Source organism: Pseudomonas grandcourensis (assembly GCF_039909015.1).
Lineage (GTDB): Bacteria > Pseudomonadota > Gammaproteobacteria > Pseudomonadales > Pseudomonadaceae > Aquipseudomonas > Aquipseudomonas grandcourensis.
On record NZ_CP150919.1, the window covers coordinates 4,981,807 to 4,998,234 of the forward strand.

A 16,428-nucleotide genomic window follows, 5' to 3' on the forward strand; every position below is an offset into this window, starting at 1 on the left:
CGCCACTGCACCTCTCTCAACGCAGAGTTTTTGACCTCCTATGCTTGCCGCAATCACACCGAAGCACCCTGCCCCGAGTGCCCGCGACCGCCTGCTCGATGTTGCACTGGTACTCTTTGCAACGCGCGGCTATCAGGCCATCGGCCTGCGTGACCTGGCTGGCCAGTTGGGGCTGCATGCCGGCTCGCTGTACAACCATATCGAGAACAAACAAAGCCTATTGTTCGAACTGATCGAAGGCGCGGTCTCCGACCTGTTGGCCGGTACCAAGCGCCGTATGCGGGGAGCCCGGACGCACCGCGACCGTCTCCAGCGCTTTGTGCACGCATTTGTGGTGTTCAACATGGCCGAGAAACATCGGCTAATGCTGGTGACACGAGAGTTCGTCAACCTCAGCGATGAGCAACAACAGGAGATCAATCAGCTGAAGAACAGCTACGCCAATCTGCTGAAGGCCATCGTTTCCGCTGAGTGTGGCGAAACTGGCTGCATCGGTGACCGCACAGGCCTGATCACAGAGGCCGTCATCGGCATGCTTTACGGACAGTCCCTCTGGCAAAGCATTGACGTCCCGGAACAACAACTCACGGATGCCTTCACCCACTTTGCCCTGGGCATCATTGCCTGCAGCAGAGACCCAGCGCTCAAGGCATAAGCACTATGCACCCGTTACGACATACGCCTCATGACGAACTGCATGCCCGCTTGACGCCAATGCCCCGCTTTCGCGCTCACCCCTAGTCCTGTCGGACGATGTTGCTGCCGGGAAGGAGGGAGAACAATCCCGCCAGTTCCCGGGTAGGGAACGCTGCACTGACAATTAGAACAACAAAGGGTTAGCCATGCAGAACAACAACGTTCAGGCCATTGCGCCGCCCCCCTTCAGTCCGCTGACCATTGGTCCGCTAACACTGCGCAACCGTTTCATCAAGTCCGCCACCAACGAGGGCATGTCCCCCAATGGCGTACCAAGCAAACAGATGGCCAGGTTCCATGGCGACATCGCTGCCGGTGGCGTGGGCATGACCACGCTGGCCTACTGTGCCGTCAGCCCGGATGGCTGTACGCTGCCGAACCAGATCGTCCTCAACCGGGATAACCTTTCGCACCTGCGCGTGATCACCGACGCCGTGCATCGTCATGGCGCCGCGGCCTCGGCACAGATCACCCACGGCGGCTGCTTCACCTTTTTGCCGCCGCGGCAGACAGCGCGCCCGCTATCCTCCAGCGGCGGCTTCAACAAGGTTGGCATGCTCAGCGGCATGTTCCGCAAGCAGGCGATGACCGAGGTCGACATGCTGCGGGTCGCCGACGAGTTCGTGCGCGGCGCGCGGCTGGCTCGCGAGGCCGGCTTCGATGCGGTTGAACTGCACATGGGCCACGGCTATTTGCTCAGCCAGTTCATTTCGCCGTTGTACAACAAGCGCCGCGACCCGTATGGCGGCAGCCTGGACAATCGCCTGCGCTTCCCCGGCCTGGTGCTGCGCAAGGTGCTCGATGCGGTGGGCAAGGACCTGGCGGTGGTGTGCAAGTTCAGCATCACCGAGGGCGTGCGGGCCGGCAATACCGCCGAGGACGGCGCCGCCATCGCCCGTATCCTCGAACGTGAGGGCGCGCACCTGCTGGTGTTGAGCGCGGGAATGAACGTCGAGTCGACGACCACCATGTTCGGTTCCACCTTTCCCAAGGAAAACCGCGTCACCGTCCGCAACCCGATCATCGCCGCCGGCATGTTCATCCAGAGCCTGATCGAACCCAAGGTCGAGTTCCGCGAGCTGTACCTGCTCGAGCATGCCCGCAAGATCCGGGCGGCAGTGAAGATGCCGCTGGCCTACCTGGGCGGGGCCAAGAGCCTGGCCGGAATCGAGCAGCTGATGGCCGAGGGCTTCGACGCCGTGGCCATGGGGCGCGTGCTGATCGCCGAGCGCGACTATGTCAACAAGCTACAGTCGGGTATCAGTCGCGACTCAATCTGCACCGCCTGCAATCGCTGCGTGGCGATGATGTACACCCCGGGCGGCACCTCCTGCGTGCTGGGACAACCCGGTGACCCGCAGCTCAACAGCCAGGGCGCCGCGTCCTGATTCCGGTGGATGTTGCTGCGGTTCGCCGCCACTGCGTTGGGAGCGCAGTGGCGGCCCGTTAGCCTTGCTGTCGCGCTTTGGCGGCATGCAACCCGGCCTGGCGACCGAAGAAGGTCGCATCCGCCAGGGACATGCCGGAACTATAGCCGCCACCCCAACGGGGCAATCCGCACGCAGTACGCCCTGCCGCATACAGGCCGCCAATCGGCTCACGCTTTTCCGTGAGGACTTCGCCAGTCGGCAGGGTATCCAGCCCTCCCAGGGTAAAGTGTGGGTAAAGCGCATAATCGACTCGGCAATCCAGCGCAACGAACGGCGGCTCGTTGAGTGGCTTGAGCCATTTCGCGGCTTTGTGGAACAACGGGTCGCTGCCATCGGCGGCATGGCGGTTGTACAGCGCTACTGTGGATACCAAGGTGCCCTCGGGGAGCCCAAGGTCCCCTTCCACCTCCTCCCAGGTTTCGCCTGCCGCGGCAATCTGGATGCGTGTGAAGTCCGCGGGCGGCTGGAACGTGGCGTTATCGACCAGCAGGTAAATGCGGTCGCCCATCTGCTGCATGATGTGATAACCGACGCGGCCGTGATAGCAATCCTCATTGATGAATCGCTGGCCACGCTCATTGATGAAAATCCCATTGATCAGCGATTCGGGTGCATAAAACGGCAGGCTCAGGAAGGCCTCGCCCATGTGGATCGCCGCGCCCCCCACGCTCATCCCCAGGAGGATGCCCGTGCCATTGTCGCCAGGGGTTCCGATGGGATTGTCGGAGCGCAGCAAATGCGGCACATGGCGTTTGACCATATCGCGATTCATCACGAAGCCGCCGGCACACAGGATGACGCCGTTGCGGGCCCGGGCAAAACAGATCTGGCCAGCGATCCGAACCACCACACCATGGACATGATTGGCCTCATCGGCAATCAGGGCGAGCACCCGGCTGTCGTAGCGAATCTCCACGCCAAGCGTTTCGACGCGCGCGGCCAGTGTGTCCATCAACATGCGCCCGCCGCCCCAGCCGGTCCACTGCGGCGTGTGTCCGCGCGGGCACGGTTTGGCGTGCTCCACGAACGGCCATGCCTCTTCACTGCCGGACCAGATCAGGCAGTCGTCTGTCACTGGCTCGAGCATTTTTTCCGGCAAAAACGTGTTCTTGTACTTGACCCCTTGCGCGACCAGCCACTCATAGTGGCCAAGACTATTCTCCGCATACAGGCGTACCTTCGACTCGTCGGCGTCGGCGCCGCCTGCCATCATCAAATAACGGAAAAGGTCTTCGGTGTCGTCGCTGAAGCCGGCTTGCCGCTGAGCGGGCGTGCCACCGCTGCCACCCAGATAGATTTCGCCCCCCGACAGAGCGCTCGTGCCGCCGTGGCCGGAGGCGGCTTCCAGAAGCGTCACGGCCGCGCCCGCGCCGGCGGCTTCAATGGCGGCACAAGCGCCTGCGGCGCCAAAACCGACGACAATCACATCTGTCTCGAGGTCCCAGTTGGGAACCTGGTGGGTCTGGCAGGGCCGTGAAGAAGAAAAATTAAATGACATAATTGGCGTCCCGTGATGTCACGCTAAGAAGTCGCCGCCATTGACGTCGAGTGTTGCGCCGGTAATCGCGCTGGCGTAATCGGATACCAGAAAGAGTGCGGCTCTGGCACATTCATCGTCGGTCGGTATGCGCCCGAGTGCGATATTGGCGGCGATTGGTGCAATGATATCGGCCTCCGGCACCCGGTATTCGGCCGCTGTCTGCTGGACATAACCCTGTACCGGCGCGCCCCACATCCAGCCCATATGGACATTGTTGGCCCGCACACCATGAGATCCCAGTTCCCTGGCCAGATACTTGACCGCCACTGCCAGAGCGCCCTTGGACGCCGCGTAGCCCGATTCGCCTGGAAACGGTTTGCGCGTGGCCTGGGTGTTGATCATGACGATTGCGCCGTTACCCTGCTTTTTCATGTGCGGCAGGATTTCCTGCGTCAGCGTCATGGTGCCGATGACATTGGTGTCGAAGACCGAGCGCCAGCTATCGAGATCAGCCTGCTCGATAGCTTCAGGGAAATTGCCATGCACGTAGGCACTGTTCACCAATGCATCGATCCGGCCGAACCGCTCGATCGTTTGGTCTGCCAGGCGCTGGCATTGCGCCCTGTCATTAATGTCGGTCACTACCTTGAGTACCTCGCATTGCGTGCCCAGATCGCGAATCCGCGCCTCTGCATCGTCCAGTTTTGCGGCTGTGCGTGCGGCGAGAATCACCGCATGCGCGCCCTCGCGTGCGGCTTCGATGGCAAGCTTGACACCCAGGCCGGGACCGATACCGGACACCACGACGACTTTGTTTCGTAGCAACATTTCAACGTCTCCAGTTATTGTTATTCGTATGGATTTGAAAGGTCACCGTATAAGTGAGCGGCGGCCACATTCTTCGTCCGACTGGACTAAGTGACTGCGCCTGGTGCGTGCAGTCGCCGGGAACGACTTGGGCTGCGGGCGAACGACAGATCCCGAATAGTCTGTTTGAGGGATTCCACGGTCTTTCCCGTGACTGACCATGGCTTGCAGGCCTCATCTGGAGGTCGACACAGGCCAAGATACCCACTCACTGAAACGAGGTTTTTTATCGCTATGGAAAAAGTCATCTACCTGCTCTGGCGTGATACGCAGACCAGCCGCGAAACCTTCGTCCGACGCCTACGCAGCGAGGTCGCCGAACAGCTGCAAGCCTTGGGTGCCCAGGGTCTGCAATTGAACCTGGCCGACGCCGATGTCGAACCTGCAGCCGGCCTGCGCCAAGAGAACAACCGGCCGTTGCCCGACGCCAGCCTATCGCTGTGGCTGGACAGCGCCAACGGCCCCTCGCGTCGCCCGTTTGACAACCTGATCGTTGCCGCGACGGCACGCATGGCCGCCTATCTGGTCTGCGAGTCGGTCGCGATCCGCAACACCCGCTTCCCCGCCACACCCGGCGAGCGTACCCACGGTTTCGCCCAGGTGGCCCTGCTGACCCGCCCGCCGCGCCTGACACCGGAAGCCTGGCTGGACATCTGGCGCAATCACCACACCCCGGTGGCCATCGACACCCAGGACAACTTCCAATACGTGCAGAACCTGGTGGTATTGGCATTGACCCACGGCGCTCCGCGGATCGACGCTATTGTCGAAGAGTGTTTCCCACCAGCGGCCATGACCGATCCCCAGGCCTTTTTCGATGCGGTTGGCGACGAAGCGAAATTCCAGCGCAACCTGGCCGCGATGATCGACAGCTGCAATCGCTTTATCGATTTCGACAAGATCGATGTGCTGCCTACCAGTCAGTACTGCCTGTAGGCCGATCTGCATTTCTCGGTAACCGCCATAACGCCCGACGCACTGCGCCGGGCTTTTTCATTGGTTTGTCTACGCGTGGCAGGCCGCATCGAACAAGCTGGCAGTCAGCTTGAACTGTTCGGGCAGCGGTGAAGTCAGGGTCTCGAATACGCGGCGGTACCCTGTTGCAAGGATCTGCCAGACCCCGTCGCGCTTGACGTATTCATCCTGATAAAAAGCCGTACCGTGCAGCATCCAGCCCCCGTCCAGATCAATGACATGATCTTCCAGGTACCAGATGCCCCTGGCCCTGTCGGGCGCCAGCATTTCGATCTCCGGATGATGGCCCTGGTGCTTGGACAGCAGGCCGGGCCTGTCCATTATTGCCTTGAGCCCCTCTACGAATGCAGCGCAGCCATCGAAGCTGTACTTGCCACTGTCCAGGGCGGTTTTCACATCTTCGGCCAGGCAGGTTTCGAACAAGGTCCAGTCGTGGCTGTCGAGCGCGCGAAAGTAGCGGTACTTGAGCTGTCTGATCTGCTCGATTTCGAGGTAGGTGTCCATCGTGATGGCCATCGGTTGTGCTCCTGTGGGTGGGTCTTCGCGCAGGATAGGCAGGGGGTGGGCGACACTCATCGTCCGGCCAGACTACGGCCTGCCCGAAGCCTGTTTGAACGATACCGCCCTGCCCCCTGCGGTAGTCTCCTCGGACGATGCCCCCCCTCCTCCGGAATGCGAGCTTGACCGCACCTGCACCATCGCAGGGCAGACAAGTAGGCTCGAGAATGTCCAAGGCATCGCACCAGCAAGCGCTCTACGAACTCATCTGTCGTTATGCCCAGGCAGTCGACCAACGCAACTGGGCGGCGCTGTCCCGCCTGTTCACCCCCGAGGCAACGCTCAAGGGGCCGGGGTTCAGCTTCGATGGCGTCACCGCCATCGTCGAAGGCATGAACGGCCTGGGCCACTACAGCAAGACCCAGCATCACATCCATAACCACCTGGCTGAAGTGGATGACTTGCAAGCCAGCGCGGAAACCTACTGCGTGGCCAACCATCTCTATGAGACCGAGGGGATCGAGCGCAAGCTCGACTGGGGCATTCGCTACCGCGACCGTTTCGCCTGCATGGACGGCATCTGGCACTTCACGTGCCGCGAGCTGTTGCTCGACTGGAGCCAGGACCTGCCCCTGCGAGGAGCCCCACATGAAACGCGTTGAAAACAAGGTCGTGCTTATCACCGGCGGCGCCAGTGGCGTTGGCAAGGCCGATGCCCTGCTGCTGGCCGCCGAAGGCGCCCGCGTGGTGGTTGCCGACGTCAACTGCCAGGCCGGCCAGGCCGTGGCCGATGAGATCGGTGCACATGCCCTGTTCATCGAACTGGATGTGGCCGACGAAACACACTGGCAACGAGCGATCGCCAAGACCCTGGCCCACTTCGGACGCCTGGACGTGCTGGTCAACAATGCGGCGATCTGCCCGCTGGGGACTATCGAGCAAGCCAGCCTGGAACAGTGGCGCAACGTCATGCGGGTCAACGCTGACGGCTATTTTCTCGGCTGCAAGTACGCTGTCGAGGCGATGAAAAATAATGCCGCGGGCGGCTCGATCATCATGATGTCTTCGGTCGCGGCCCTCGCCGGCCTGGCGCCGATGTGCGCTTACAGCAGTTCCAAGGGCGCGGTGACCGCGCTGACCCGCAGCGTGGCCGTCCATTGCAAGCAGCAGGGCTACCGCATCCGCTGCAATTCGGTGCACCCGGACGGCATCTGGACCCCGATGACCCAGGCCATGGTCCCCGACCTCGACCCGGTAGCCCTGGGCATCGGCGACAACCCCATGGCGCGCATGTGCATGCCCGAGGACGTGGCCGACCTGGTGCTGTTCCTCGCCTCGGATGAATCGCGCTTCATCAATGGCGCCGAACTGCGCATCGACAACGCGCAGCTGATTTCCGGTATCGCTTGATGTTCCACCAACAAAAAAAGTCTCTGACAGAGGTACCACACATGAACATGCTCAAAGGCAAAGTAGCCCTGATCACCGGTGGTGGCCAAGGGGTCGGCCAGGGTATTGCCTATGCCCTCGCGGATGAAGGTGCAACGGTCGCAGTGGCAGGCCGCACGCGCGCCACCCTGGAGCAAACCTGTGCAGAAATCCGTCGCCGTGGCGGCACCGCGCTGGTCGTGGAATGCGACGTGATGAGCCAGGCCGACATCGATCGCTGCGTCGCCCAGGTAGTAGAAGCCTTCGGCGGACTGAACATCCTGGTCAACAATGCCCATATCGTGCCGTTAGGCAGCATCCTCGAGGTCAGCGACGAAGCCTTCATGCAGGGCATCGACTCGGGCCCCATGGCCACCCTGCGCCTGATGCGGGCCTGCTACCCCTACCTCAAGGGCGACGGCGCGGTGATCAACCTGGCCTCCTCGGCGGCGGTACGCTGGGACGCATCGGGCTACGGCCATTATGCCGCGACCAAGGAAGCAATCCGCGCCCTGAGCCGTGGCGCCGCTTGCGAATGGGGTGTGGATGGCATCCGTGTCAACGTCATTGCGCCGCATGCGCTATCACCGGGCCTGCGCGGTTGGGTCGAAAACAACCCGCAAGAGGCCCAGGCCTTCTTCAGCAGCATCCCGTTGCGCCGGGTCGGCGATTGCGAGACCGACATCGGTCGCACCGTCGCCTTCCTGGTCAGCGACAACGCACGTTACCTGACTGGCGCGACCATCCCGCTGGATGGCGGCCAGGCTTACTGGGGTTAATCGAGGAGAAACCGTATGCAACGTTTAGCAAACAAAGTCGCCATTATCACCGGCGGAGCCCGCGGCATGGGCGCACAGACCTGTCGACTGTTCGTCGAGCACGGCGCGCAGGTGGTCATCGCCGACCTGCTGGAAGCCGAGGGCCAGGCCCTGGCCAGTGAACTGGGCGACGCCGCCAGCTTTCGCCGCCTGGATGTCAGCGACGAGGGGAGTTGGCAGCAACTGGTGAACGAGACGGTAGAACGCCTCGGACGCATCGATGTACTGGTGAACAACGCCGCCGTGCTGGTCTTCGGCTCCCTGGAGCAACTGTCCAAGGCCGACTTCGAGCGGGCGCTATCGATCAATCTGACCGGTACCTTCCTTGGCATCCATACCGTGGCGCCGATCATGCGTGAGCAGCGCGCCGGCTCGATCGTCAACATCTCCTCGGTGGACGGCTTGCGCGGAGTCAACGCCCTGGCCGCCTACGTCTCCAGCAAGTGGGGCGTTCGCGGGCTGACCAAGGTTGCGGCGCTGGAGCTGGGCCCGCATGGCGTGCGGGTCAATTCGGTGCATCCGGGCGGGGTCGATACGCAAATGTCCAACCCCACCGGCGCCCCGCGCGACTCGCTCAACAACCAATACCGTCAGGTACCGCTGCAGCGCATCGGCGCCCCGGAGGAAATTGCCCGCGCCACGCTGTTCCTCGCCAGCGACGACGCCAGCTACTGCAATGGCAGCGAACTGTCGGTGGATGGCGGCGCGGCGGCTGGTATCTACTACGAAGGCTTGCCGGGTTCGCCCATCTGAATCATGGGGCACCAATAAAAAAAGACCCGCACGTCGTGCTGACCTCAGACGCCCCCCCGCCTTTCAAGCGGGGGGTACTTTTAATAGTGTGACTCGCCTGCCGACACCGGCCATGCAGGACAAGGCCGGTGTCGGTTGTTTCTAGCCGCGGTACTGACTCACCACTTCGCTCACCGCGCGCTGGATATCCTGGCGCACGTAACCGAGCAATTCAGCGTCCTGCGCGTCGGGCTGGTAGCTGACGGTGTTGCCACGCCCGGTATAGAGTGCCATGTCCGGTAGCAGCGGGTGCTCCTGGTCCAGAGATGGCATCTCGGCGTCGTTGCCGACAGCGCGCAGGAAGGTCTGGAAGTATTGGGCGTAACTGAGATTCTCGTCCCCCACAAGGTATGCCTTGCCCGACTCGCCGCGCTGCAGTGCACCCCAGATTGCCTGGGATAGCGAGCGAGTAGAGATGAAGTTGCTGCCACCCGCCGGACCGTAGAACGGCATTGGCGCGAACTTGCCTTCAGCATAACGGGTGTAGGCCTCGAACATATCCACCTTGAGTCCCGGCACCATCCCTACAACGAAGGGCGCGTTGACGCTGCAGACTCTGAAGTCCGGCCCGGACAGTGCTCTTGCACCTTCATCCGATAGATGACGCGAGCGCACGTACGGGATGCTGTCGATCAACTCCGGTGCCACTTGAGGATAAAAGCTGCCCACCAGCACCGCCTGCTTGATCCCGGCGCTACGAGCCAGCTCGAAAAAGCGCGGGATGGCCTCGACATTCGCGCGTTGCCAGTGAGCATCGATATCACCCTCCTGCGGAACGTGGCGGATGTCGCTGCCGGCAGCGAACACCAGGGCATCGAAGCTGGCCAGCTCGTCCCGGCTGAGGGTACCCGCGATGTAGTCGCACTGCAGTTGTTTCAACTCGGCGAGGGCGCTGCTTGCGGCCGCCGGTTTACGGCCGGCGATAGTCACGTCGTTACCCTGGTCCTTGAGATAGAGGGCAGCATGACCACCGATCAGGCCGGTCCCGCCAATTACGAGAATCTTCATCGAATATTCGCTCCTGCTTGAGCCCGAAGTCGGGCCGTTTTTTTTGGGGGGGGAAGCGCCAGGGCAACGCCGGGCGCGCACAGCTCAGATAACGCGTGCGGGGTGCTGTCGCCGAGGAGCACCGAGCATCTCGCGATAGGACGGTGGCTGACGTCCGGCCTCATCGCTGATGCCATAGCCCAGGGCCAGCTCGGCGCTGATCAGGGTCTGCCCGGAGAGGCTGGCCAGTTCCGGGGCATCGAGCAGCGAGCGGATCACTCGACCGTTGAATTCCGGAGTTTCTGCCATGGCCATGAAGGCATCGTATTGGTCGGTGCGCTCCGCTCCGGCAATAGCCGTGCGTTCGGTACGCTGCGGGCCGAGCCAGAGAGATATCGCGGCAACGCCGGTGCCCTCGAAGTCCACCGCCATATCCGCGGCCAGCTTGTCGCAGCCGGCCTTCTGTGCACCATAGGCAGGACCGTGCATGTAGCAGCCGGCGCCGAAGGAGGACACAAACGCAATCAGGCCATGTCCGTTACGCACCAGCAGGGGCGCGGCATGGTAGCTGGCGACATAGGCCGAGCGCAGACCGACGTCGAGGATGTCCATCAACTCCAGGGGTTTGTCCCAGAACGGCCCTGGATCTATCAGGTTCTCGTGGAGCAAGGCGGCGTTGTTTACCAGAAGGTCGAGACGCCCCTGCTCGCGTTCGACGCGGGCGAAGAGTTCGCGTACCTGTTCATCGTCGCAGTGGTCACAGGACACAGCGATGCCCTTGCCTCCAGCGCGAGTCACTGCCTCGGCGGTTTCCGCCAAACTACCAGGCAGCGGCTGACCGCGCAGCTGGCTGGTGCTGGCGGTGGCTGAGCGGGCACTGAGGTAGACGGTCATGCCCGCCGCACCGAGGGCGATGGCAATGCCCTTGCCAACGCCGCGGCTGGCGCCAGTGACAACCGCGATCCTGGAATTATCCGATTTCATCTGTGCTTCCTTATTATTTTTGGTGGTGATGCGCAGCCCGTCAGTGCGGGGTCAGAAATTGAGACCGTTACCGCAGGCCTGCTCCACCGCCAGTGACCAGTACTGTTTTGCCTGTGAAGTCCATCATCCCGCTACCCTCGTTGGCTTGTCGTTTCGGCGATTGTTTGCCGGCGCTACCGGGGCGGCATCGTCCTGGGGGACTACCTCGAATCCAAAGGGCGCACAGCCGCATCAGACGGTGCGGGCATGCAGAAGGCGGTCTTTCTACACCTAGTCCGGTAGGACGATGAGGACGTACAAGCGTCGACTCCATAGTCATGTCGCAGCGTTCACACCCCGACACATACCGACCGGGTAATACCTGGCTCAGGTAAGAGGACGACATGATAAAAACAATAATCGCCCAGCAACCCCTGCGTTCCGCCGCTCGCTTGTCTCTGGCCATGTTGGCCGGTGGGCTGGCTGGTCAAGCCCATGCCTTGAGCTACCAGCCCAGCGAAGACTTGAAGGTCCAGTGGAACACCAACCTCACCTATGGCCTGGCCTGGCGCACCGAGTCCCGCGACAAGCAGTTGTCCGATGGTTTCCCCAACCCTTTGATCGCCAACATCGACGACGGCAACAATGCCTTCGACCGCGGTAGCCTGATCAGCAATCGATCCAGCTTCCTCACCGAGATAAACCTCAACTGGCAACAGGATTACGGCCTGTTCATGCGCGCCAGCGGCTTCTACGACGACGTCTACAACCGCGACAACGACAACGACACCGGCACCTCGAACTGCTTCGTTGGCGGCGAATGCTCAAGTCCCAAGCACTTTTCCCAGGAGACCATCGACCAGCACGGACGTGATGTACGTCTGCTCGACTCCTATGTATACGGCAGCTGGAACCTGGGCGGGCACGACCTCAACCTGCGCCTGGGCGACCAGGTGGTCAGTTGGGGTGAAAGCCTGTACATCGCCAACGGCATCTCCGGCGCGCAAAGCCCGGCCGACGCCACCAAGGCCAATACCCCCGGGGTCGAGGTCAAGGAGATCTTCCTGCCGGTGGGCCAGCTGTTCGGCCAGATCAGCGTGACCGATAACATAGGTCTGCAGGCTTACTACCAGTACGAATGGCGCAAGACCGAGATCGACGGCGTCGGCAGCTTTTTCTCGGTCACCGACCAGATCGACGAGGGCGGCTTCACCGATGCCTTCGGCCTGACCCACCGCCTGAAGGACGACAAGCCCAGCGACAAAGGGCAGTACGGCGTGGCCATGACCTATATGGCCGAAGCACTGAACAATACCGAATTCGGTTTGTACTACTCGCGCTTCCATGACAAGGCACCCCAGCTGGATTTCCTCAGCCACTGGAACGAAGCCGCTTACCTGGTGCATTACTTCGATGAAGTCGACCTGTTTGGCGCCAGCTTCTCCACCGTACTTGGCGAAACCAACGTCAGTGGCGAGATCAGCTACCGCGACGGTGCGCCCGTGATGGTGGATACCGGCCTAGTGCCTTACTCGGTACGAGGCGAGACCCTGCAGACCCAGGTGTCCTTCGTCCACATGCTGAGCAACACCTGGGTGGCCGACACGGTCAACCTCACCGGTGAAGTGGGCTACAACCGCGTCCTGCAGAACGACAAGGCGCCAAGTTTCAATGTGTTCGTCGCCGATGGCACGGGCGGGTTCGCCTCCCTCACCACGCCGAACACCGACACGCTGTTCAACGACACATCGTCTTGGGGCTACACCGTCGGCGCCACCTTTTCCTACCTGAACCTCATCAATGGCTGGGATATGAGCATTCCCCTTGTGTTCAGCCAGGCGGTCAACGGCGACTCCTCGCTGCTCGGCAGTTTCGGCATGGGTGAGGGAGACAATCGCCTGGGTGTCGGCGTCAGCTGGAGCTACCTCAACAACCTGACCCTCGATACTCGTTACAACGCCTTCCTTGGCGACGCCAAGGACACCCCGCTGGCCGATCGCGACAACCTCGCCATCAGCGCCAAGTACAGCTTCTAACTCAGTGCGCCGGAGAATCCACATGCATATTCAGCACAAGACCCTATTGCTCAGCGTGTTGCTTGCCAGCAGTTTCAGCAGCGTCGCACTGGCCAAATCAAGCCCTGAAGAGGCCGCCCGTCTGGGCCGCGAACTCACCCCCATGGGCGCGGAAAAAGCCGGCAATGCCGATGGCAGCATTCCCGCCTGGAGCGGCAAATGGCGCGGTGCACCGCCCAACCTGAACTACGCCGGCAGCGGCAGCCAGTACCCGAATCCCTACGCCGATGAGAAACCGCTGTTCACCATCACGGCACAGAACATGGCGCAATACGAAGGCAAGCTTTCCGACGGCCAGAAAGCCCTGTTCCGGCACTACCCGCAGACGTTCAAGATGCCGATCTACCCCAGCCATCGCGATTTCCGCTACTCGGAAAGGGTCGAGAGCAACATTGCGAAGAATGCTGTCGATGCCGAACTGATCAGCGATGGCAACGGCGTGACCAATGCCATTGGCGCCTCTCCCTTCCCCATCCCGAAAAATGGCTACGAGCTGATGTGGAACCTCAACCTGCCTGCCCGGGCCTGGAAGGAGGACGCCGTCTACACCATGGCCCTTACCCTGTCCAACGGTGAGCGCTCGCTCGAGTCCATGGACTACAAGATCTACTCGGTCTGGGACGACCCCAAGGAAAGCGTCGGTAGCTCCGGCGGCGTACAGGCCTACGCCATGGTGTCCACCCTGGAACCTGCGCGTAAAAAGGGCGAGATCATCCTTGCCCACACGTTCACCGACCCCATGGCCTCTCCATCCCAGGCCTGGCAATACGTTCCTGGCATGCGTCGGGTACGTCGAGCCCCCACCGTGGCCTACGACACCCCCTTCGGTGCCGGTGGCTTTCGCGTGATGGATGAAGACCGCCTGTTCAACGGCGCGCCGGATCGGTACGAGTGGAAGTTGCTCGGCAAACAGGAGATGTATATCCCCTATAACAACAACAAGCTCGACGATCCCGGCATGAAGCTCGACCAGTTGCTGGCTACCAAAGGCCACGTCAATCCCGATTACATGCGTTACGAGTTGCACCGTGTATGGGTTCTGGAAGCCAACCTCAAGCCCGGCAAACGGCACGTCTATGGCAAGCGCAGGCTCTATATCGACGAAGACTCGTGGATCGGCGTGCTGGCCGACAACTACGACGGCAAGGGCGCCCTGTGGCGCAGCAACATGCAGACCACGGTGTACGCCTACGACATGCAGGGCTTCCAGGCGCGCCTCGCGATGTTCCATGACCTGATCGCCGGTTCCTACCTGACCGACCGCCTGCTCAATGGTCAACCCCCCGCTCGCCTGAACAGCAGCAGTTTCGAAGCGGACTATTTCACCACTACCAACCTACGCAAACTTGGGCGCTGACAATCAGAGCCACTGCCCGAACGCCACGCGGTCGGGCAGCAGGCTCACACGACATGAGGTCCATATGCTACATCCCCTCAGCCTTGAAGAATTCAGCGGCATGCTCGGCAGCCTTTACCAGGGGCCGCTGGAAAGTATTCCCTGGAGCACCTTTCTAGACCAACTCAAATGCTCGATGGGGGCCAAGCACGCCACCCTCACCCTGCGACCGCCGAGCCAGCACGTGGACGGTCTGAGTATCAACACTGCCGGTTCCTCGGCGGCGATGTCAGCGTCCTACAATCAGTACTTCTACACCCTCGACCCCTTCACCGACCTGCCCAATCGCCAAGTCGTCATCTGCACCGAATTCGTTTCCGAGAAGGACTGGCTGGAATCCGAGTTTTACAAGGGGTTCCTGGAACCTGTGGATGTGTTCCATATCCTTGGAGCCGACATCAACACCAGCCTTGGCTCCAAATGCCGGATCCGCATCTCCCGCGATCGCGCCAGCGGGCCATTCAATCAGCAGGACAAGGAGTTTCTTGCCTCGTTCCTGCCGCACCTTGAACGTACAGTCATCCTGCACATGTGCCTCAACCGCATCGAGAGTGAACGCAACCTTTATGCTGGCGCCGTCGACAAACTGGCTGTGGGCACCATCATCCTCGACCAGGACGGAAAGGTCCTGCAGAGCAATCGACTCGCCCAACGCCTGCTGGCGGAAAGGGACGGTATCGAACTGGTCAACGACGGTCTACAAGTGGGGACGGTGCGCGATTGCCAGGAATTCCACAAACTGATCGATCAGGCCTTGCTCTCGCAGAAGGGCAAGAACCCCTCGCTGGTCAAGGCCATGCGCGTGCAACGTCCTTCCGGGCGGGTCAACCTTGGCCTGATCGTGCGCCGCGTGCAGCAAAGCGAATGGAGCGACGGCAGATACTGCCCGGCAGTGGTCATTTTCATCAGCGACCCTGCGCAGAAATCCACCGCCCTTGAAGAAATCGTCCGGTCGCTGTTCGACCTGACGCCTGCCGAAACTCACCTGACCTTTCAGTTAGCCAATGGCCAGACCATTGATGAAGCCTCGGAGGAACTCGGCATCAGCCGCAACACGGCACGTGCGCAACTGCGTTCTATCTTTTCGAAAACCGGGGTCACCAGCCAGACCTTACTGGTGCGCTTGATTCTGCGTAGCGTCGCCACCCTCGGTTAAGCGGCCGCCACGCACGATAAAACGGGTTTCCTTTAGCGAAGGATGATTATGAAAACAAAAAAAACACTATTTATCGCCGCGCTATTGTGCATTGCCACTTTTGGCTATGTGGCGCTTCTAGTGACAATCCCGACATTGCAGCATACAGCCATCAGTCAATGTCAAAAGTATGGATACTCGTGCTTTCTAATACCCTTCAGATTCTGGCCTTGAGTCTCTGGCTATCCTATAAGGCTGCTGGAGTTCTCCGTGGACTCGCCCCTATAAAGCTGGGCACCAACTCCCCGTTAAACTGATGCCGCGGCCAAGCGCCTAAACTCCCGTGGTGAGCGGTACTTCAGCGCGCTGTGCGGCTGCTCCTCGTTTTAACGCTCGAAGGCAATTGCCAAGTTGCGCAACACTGTTTCCCGACCAGGTTTGAGCATATGCGCGATGTAGTCGCGCTTGATCGTTTTGATGGTAAGGGGCCGGCGAACACACCCTCCGAGCCCGTCCGATAAGAGCGATTGTGTCCGCGTAATTTTATGCGGACGCAATTACCTTTAATGTCAGGATCGCCATGCGTGAACGTAAGTCCTACACAGCATCCTTCAAGGCCCAAGTCGTCCATGAGTGCGAGCAGCCCGTCGTTTGCGTGGCAGCCATCGCGATGAGTCATGGTATCAACGCTAATGTCGTGCGCCGTTGGCTGCCGCTTTACCGTGATCAGCAGGCTGTCGCGCTACCAGCTTTTATCCCTTTGAAAGTCGAATCTTAACGATTGGCTGACCGGCAGAGAACGGCCAATAGCTGCCATTTAATGCAGCTCCACCGGTGCAAGTTTGCTGAGTAACCTGAAATAACAGGCCAGCCTTCTCCGCTGCAAGC

At 61.0% G+C, this 16,428-nt stretch carries 16 protein-coding genes and 1 pseudogene; 11 read left to right on the forward strand and 6 right to left on the reverse strand.

Annotated features, from left to right (window positions below; genetic code table 11):
- Positions 1-40 precede the first annotated feature (40 nt).
- Together AABM52_RS22195 and AABM52_RS22200 are read left to right on the forward strand one after the other, a co-directional pair.
- Positions 41-655: a TetR/AcrR family transcriptional regulator gene (locus tag AABM52_RS22195; protein WP_347908009.1), complete on the forward strand. Its 615-nt coding sequence runs from the start codon at positions 41-43 to the stop codon at positions 653-655.
- Between the two features lie 187 nt (positions 656-842).
- Positions 843-2,084 carry an NADH:flavin oxidoreductase gene (locus AABM52_RS22200; protein ID WP_347908011.1) on the forward strand — a complete coding sequence of 414 codons (1,242 nt, stop codon included), beginning with the start codon at positions 843-845 and terminating at the stop codon, positions 2,082-2,084.
- A gap of 58 nt (positions 2,085-2,142) precedes the next feature.
- Here AABM52_RS22200 and AABM52_RS22205 read toward each other — a convergent pair whose 3' ends face one another.
- The gene (locus AABM52_RS22205; RefSeq protein ID WP_347908012.1) at positions 2,143-3,624 is read right to left on the reverse strand and encodes an FAD-dependent oxidoreductase; all 1,482 of its coding nucleotides are present in this window, start codon (positions 3,622-3,624) and stop codon (positions 2,143-2,145) included.
- A gap of 18 nt (positions 3,625-3,642) precedes the next feature.
- Positions 3,643-4,434 (reverse strand): SDR family oxidoreductase, encoded by a 792-nt coding sequence (locus tag AABM52_RS22210; protein WP_347908013.1) that lies wholly within the window; start codon positions 4,432-4,434, stop codon positions 3,643-3,645.
- Positions 4,435-4,707: 273 nt separating this feature from the next.
- Between AABM52_RS22210 and AABM52_RS22215 the strand changes: the two genes are divergently transcribed.
- Positions 4,708-5,409: an EthD domain-containing protein gene (locus AABM52_RS22215; RefSeq protein WP_347908015.1), complete on the forward strand. Its 702-nt coding sequence runs from the start codon at positions 4,708-4,710 to the stop codon at positions 5,407-5,409.
- Between the two features lie 69 nt (positions 5,410-5,478).
- Here the strand turns inward: AABM52_RS22215 and AABM52_RS22220 are convergent, their stop codons facing one another.
- The gene (locus tag AABM52_RS22220) at positions 5,479-5,964 is read right to left on the reverse strand and encodes a nuclear transport factor 2 family protein (RefSeq protein ID WP_347908016.1); all 486 of its coding nucleotides are present in this window, start codon (positions 5,962-5,964) and stop codon (positions 5,479-5,481) included.
- A 209-nt stretch (positions 5,965-6,173) separates the two neighbouring features.
- Here AABM52_RS22220 and AABM52_RS22225 point away from each other — a divergent pair, with 209 nt between their 5' ends.
- Genes AABM52_RS22225 through AABM52_RS22240 form a run of 4 tightly spaced genes read left to right on the forward strand, consistent with a single transcriptional unit; the run spans position 6,174 to position 8,945 of the window.
- Positions 6,174-6,608: a nuclear transport factor 2 family protein gene (locus AABM52_RS22225; protein ID WP_347908018.1), complete on the forward strand. Its 435-nt coding sequence runs from the start codon at positions 6,174-6,176 to the stop codon at positions 6,606-6,608.
- Positions 6,595-7,356, forward strand: coding sequence for an SDR family oxidoreductase (locus AABM52_RS22230; protein ID WP_347908020.1), 762 nt, complete (start codon positions 6,595-6,597; stop codon positions 7,354-7,356). Before AABM52_RS22225 ends, AABM52_RS22230 begins: the two co-directional genes overlap by 14 nt.
- 41 nt (positions 7,357-7,397) lie before the next feature.
- A complete protein-coding gene (locus AABM52_RS22235) occupies positions 7,398-8,153 on the forward strand; it encodes an SDR family NAD(P)-dependent oxidoreductase (protein ID WP_150724771.1) in 756 nt (251 codons plus the stop codon).
- A gap of 15 nt (positions 8,154-8,168) precedes the next feature.
- Positions 8,169-8,945 carry a glucose 1-dehydrogenase gene (locus AABM52_RS22240; protein WP_347908022.1) on the forward strand — a complete coding sequence of 259 codons (777 nt, stop codon included), beginning with the start codon at positions 8,169-8,171 and terminating at the stop codon, positions 8,943-8,945.
- A gap of 141 nt (positions 8,946-9,086) precedes the next feature.
- Here AABM52_RS22240 and AABM52_RS22245 read toward each other — a convergent pair whose 3' ends face one another.
- Complete coding sequence (locus tag AABM52_RS22245; protein WP_347908024.1) at positions 9,087-9,992, reverse strand: NAD(P)-dependent oxidoreductase; 906 nt, start codon at positions 9,990-9,992, stop codon at positions 9,087-9,089.
- Positions 9,993-10,076: 84 nt separating this feature from the next.
- On the reverse strand, positions 10,077-10,955 hold the full coding sequence (locus AABM52_RS22250) for an SDR family NAD(P)-dependent oxidoreductase (protein WP_347908025.1): 879 nt from the start codon (positions 10,953-10,955) through the stop codon (positions 10,077-10,079).
- A 383-nt stretch (positions 10,956-11,338) separates the two neighbouring features.
- Here AABM52_RS22250 and AABM52_RS22255 point away from each other — a divergent pair, with 383 nt between their 5' ends.
- The 3 genes from AABM52_RS22255 (at position 11,339) to AABM52_RS22265 (ending at position 15,561) form a co-directional block, all read left to right on the forward strand.
- Complete coding sequence (locus tag AABM52_RS22255) at positions 11,339-12,970, forward strand: DUF1302 domain-containing protein (protein WP_347908027.1); 1,632 nt, start codon at positions 11,339-11,341, stop codon at positions 12,968-12,970.
- Positions 12,971-12,992: 22 nt separating this feature from the next.
- Complete coding sequence (locus tag AABM52_RS22260; RefSeq protein ID WP_347908029.1) at positions 12,993-14,366, forward strand: DUF1329 domain-containing protein; 1,374 nt, start codon at positions 12,993-12,995, stop codon at positions 14,364-14,366.
- A gap of 64 nt (positions 14,367-14,430) precedes the next feature.
- Positions 14,431-15,561 (forward strand): helix-turn-helix transcriptional regulator, encoded by a 1,131-nt coding sequence (locus tag AABM52_RS22265; RefSeq protein WP_347908030.1) that lies wholly within the window; start codon positions 14,431-14,433, stop codon positions 15,559-15,561.
- Positions 15,562-15,848: 287 nt separating this feature from the next.
- Here the strand turns inward: AABM52_RS22265 and AABM52_RS22270 are convergent.
- Positions 15,849-16,019: pseudogene (locus tag AABM52_RS22270) on the reverse strand (IS3 family transposase); the annotation flags it as partial.
- Between the two features lie 101 nt (positions 16,020-16,120).
- Here AABM52_RS22270 and AABM52_RS22275 point away from each other — a divergent pair.
- Positions 16,121-16,318: a transposase gene (locus tag AABM52_RS22275; protein WP_347908032.1), complete on the forward strand. Its 198-nt coding sequence runs from the start codon at positions 16,121-16,123 to the stop codon at positions 16,316-16,318.
- Positions 16,319-16,428: the final 110 nt, after the last annotated feature.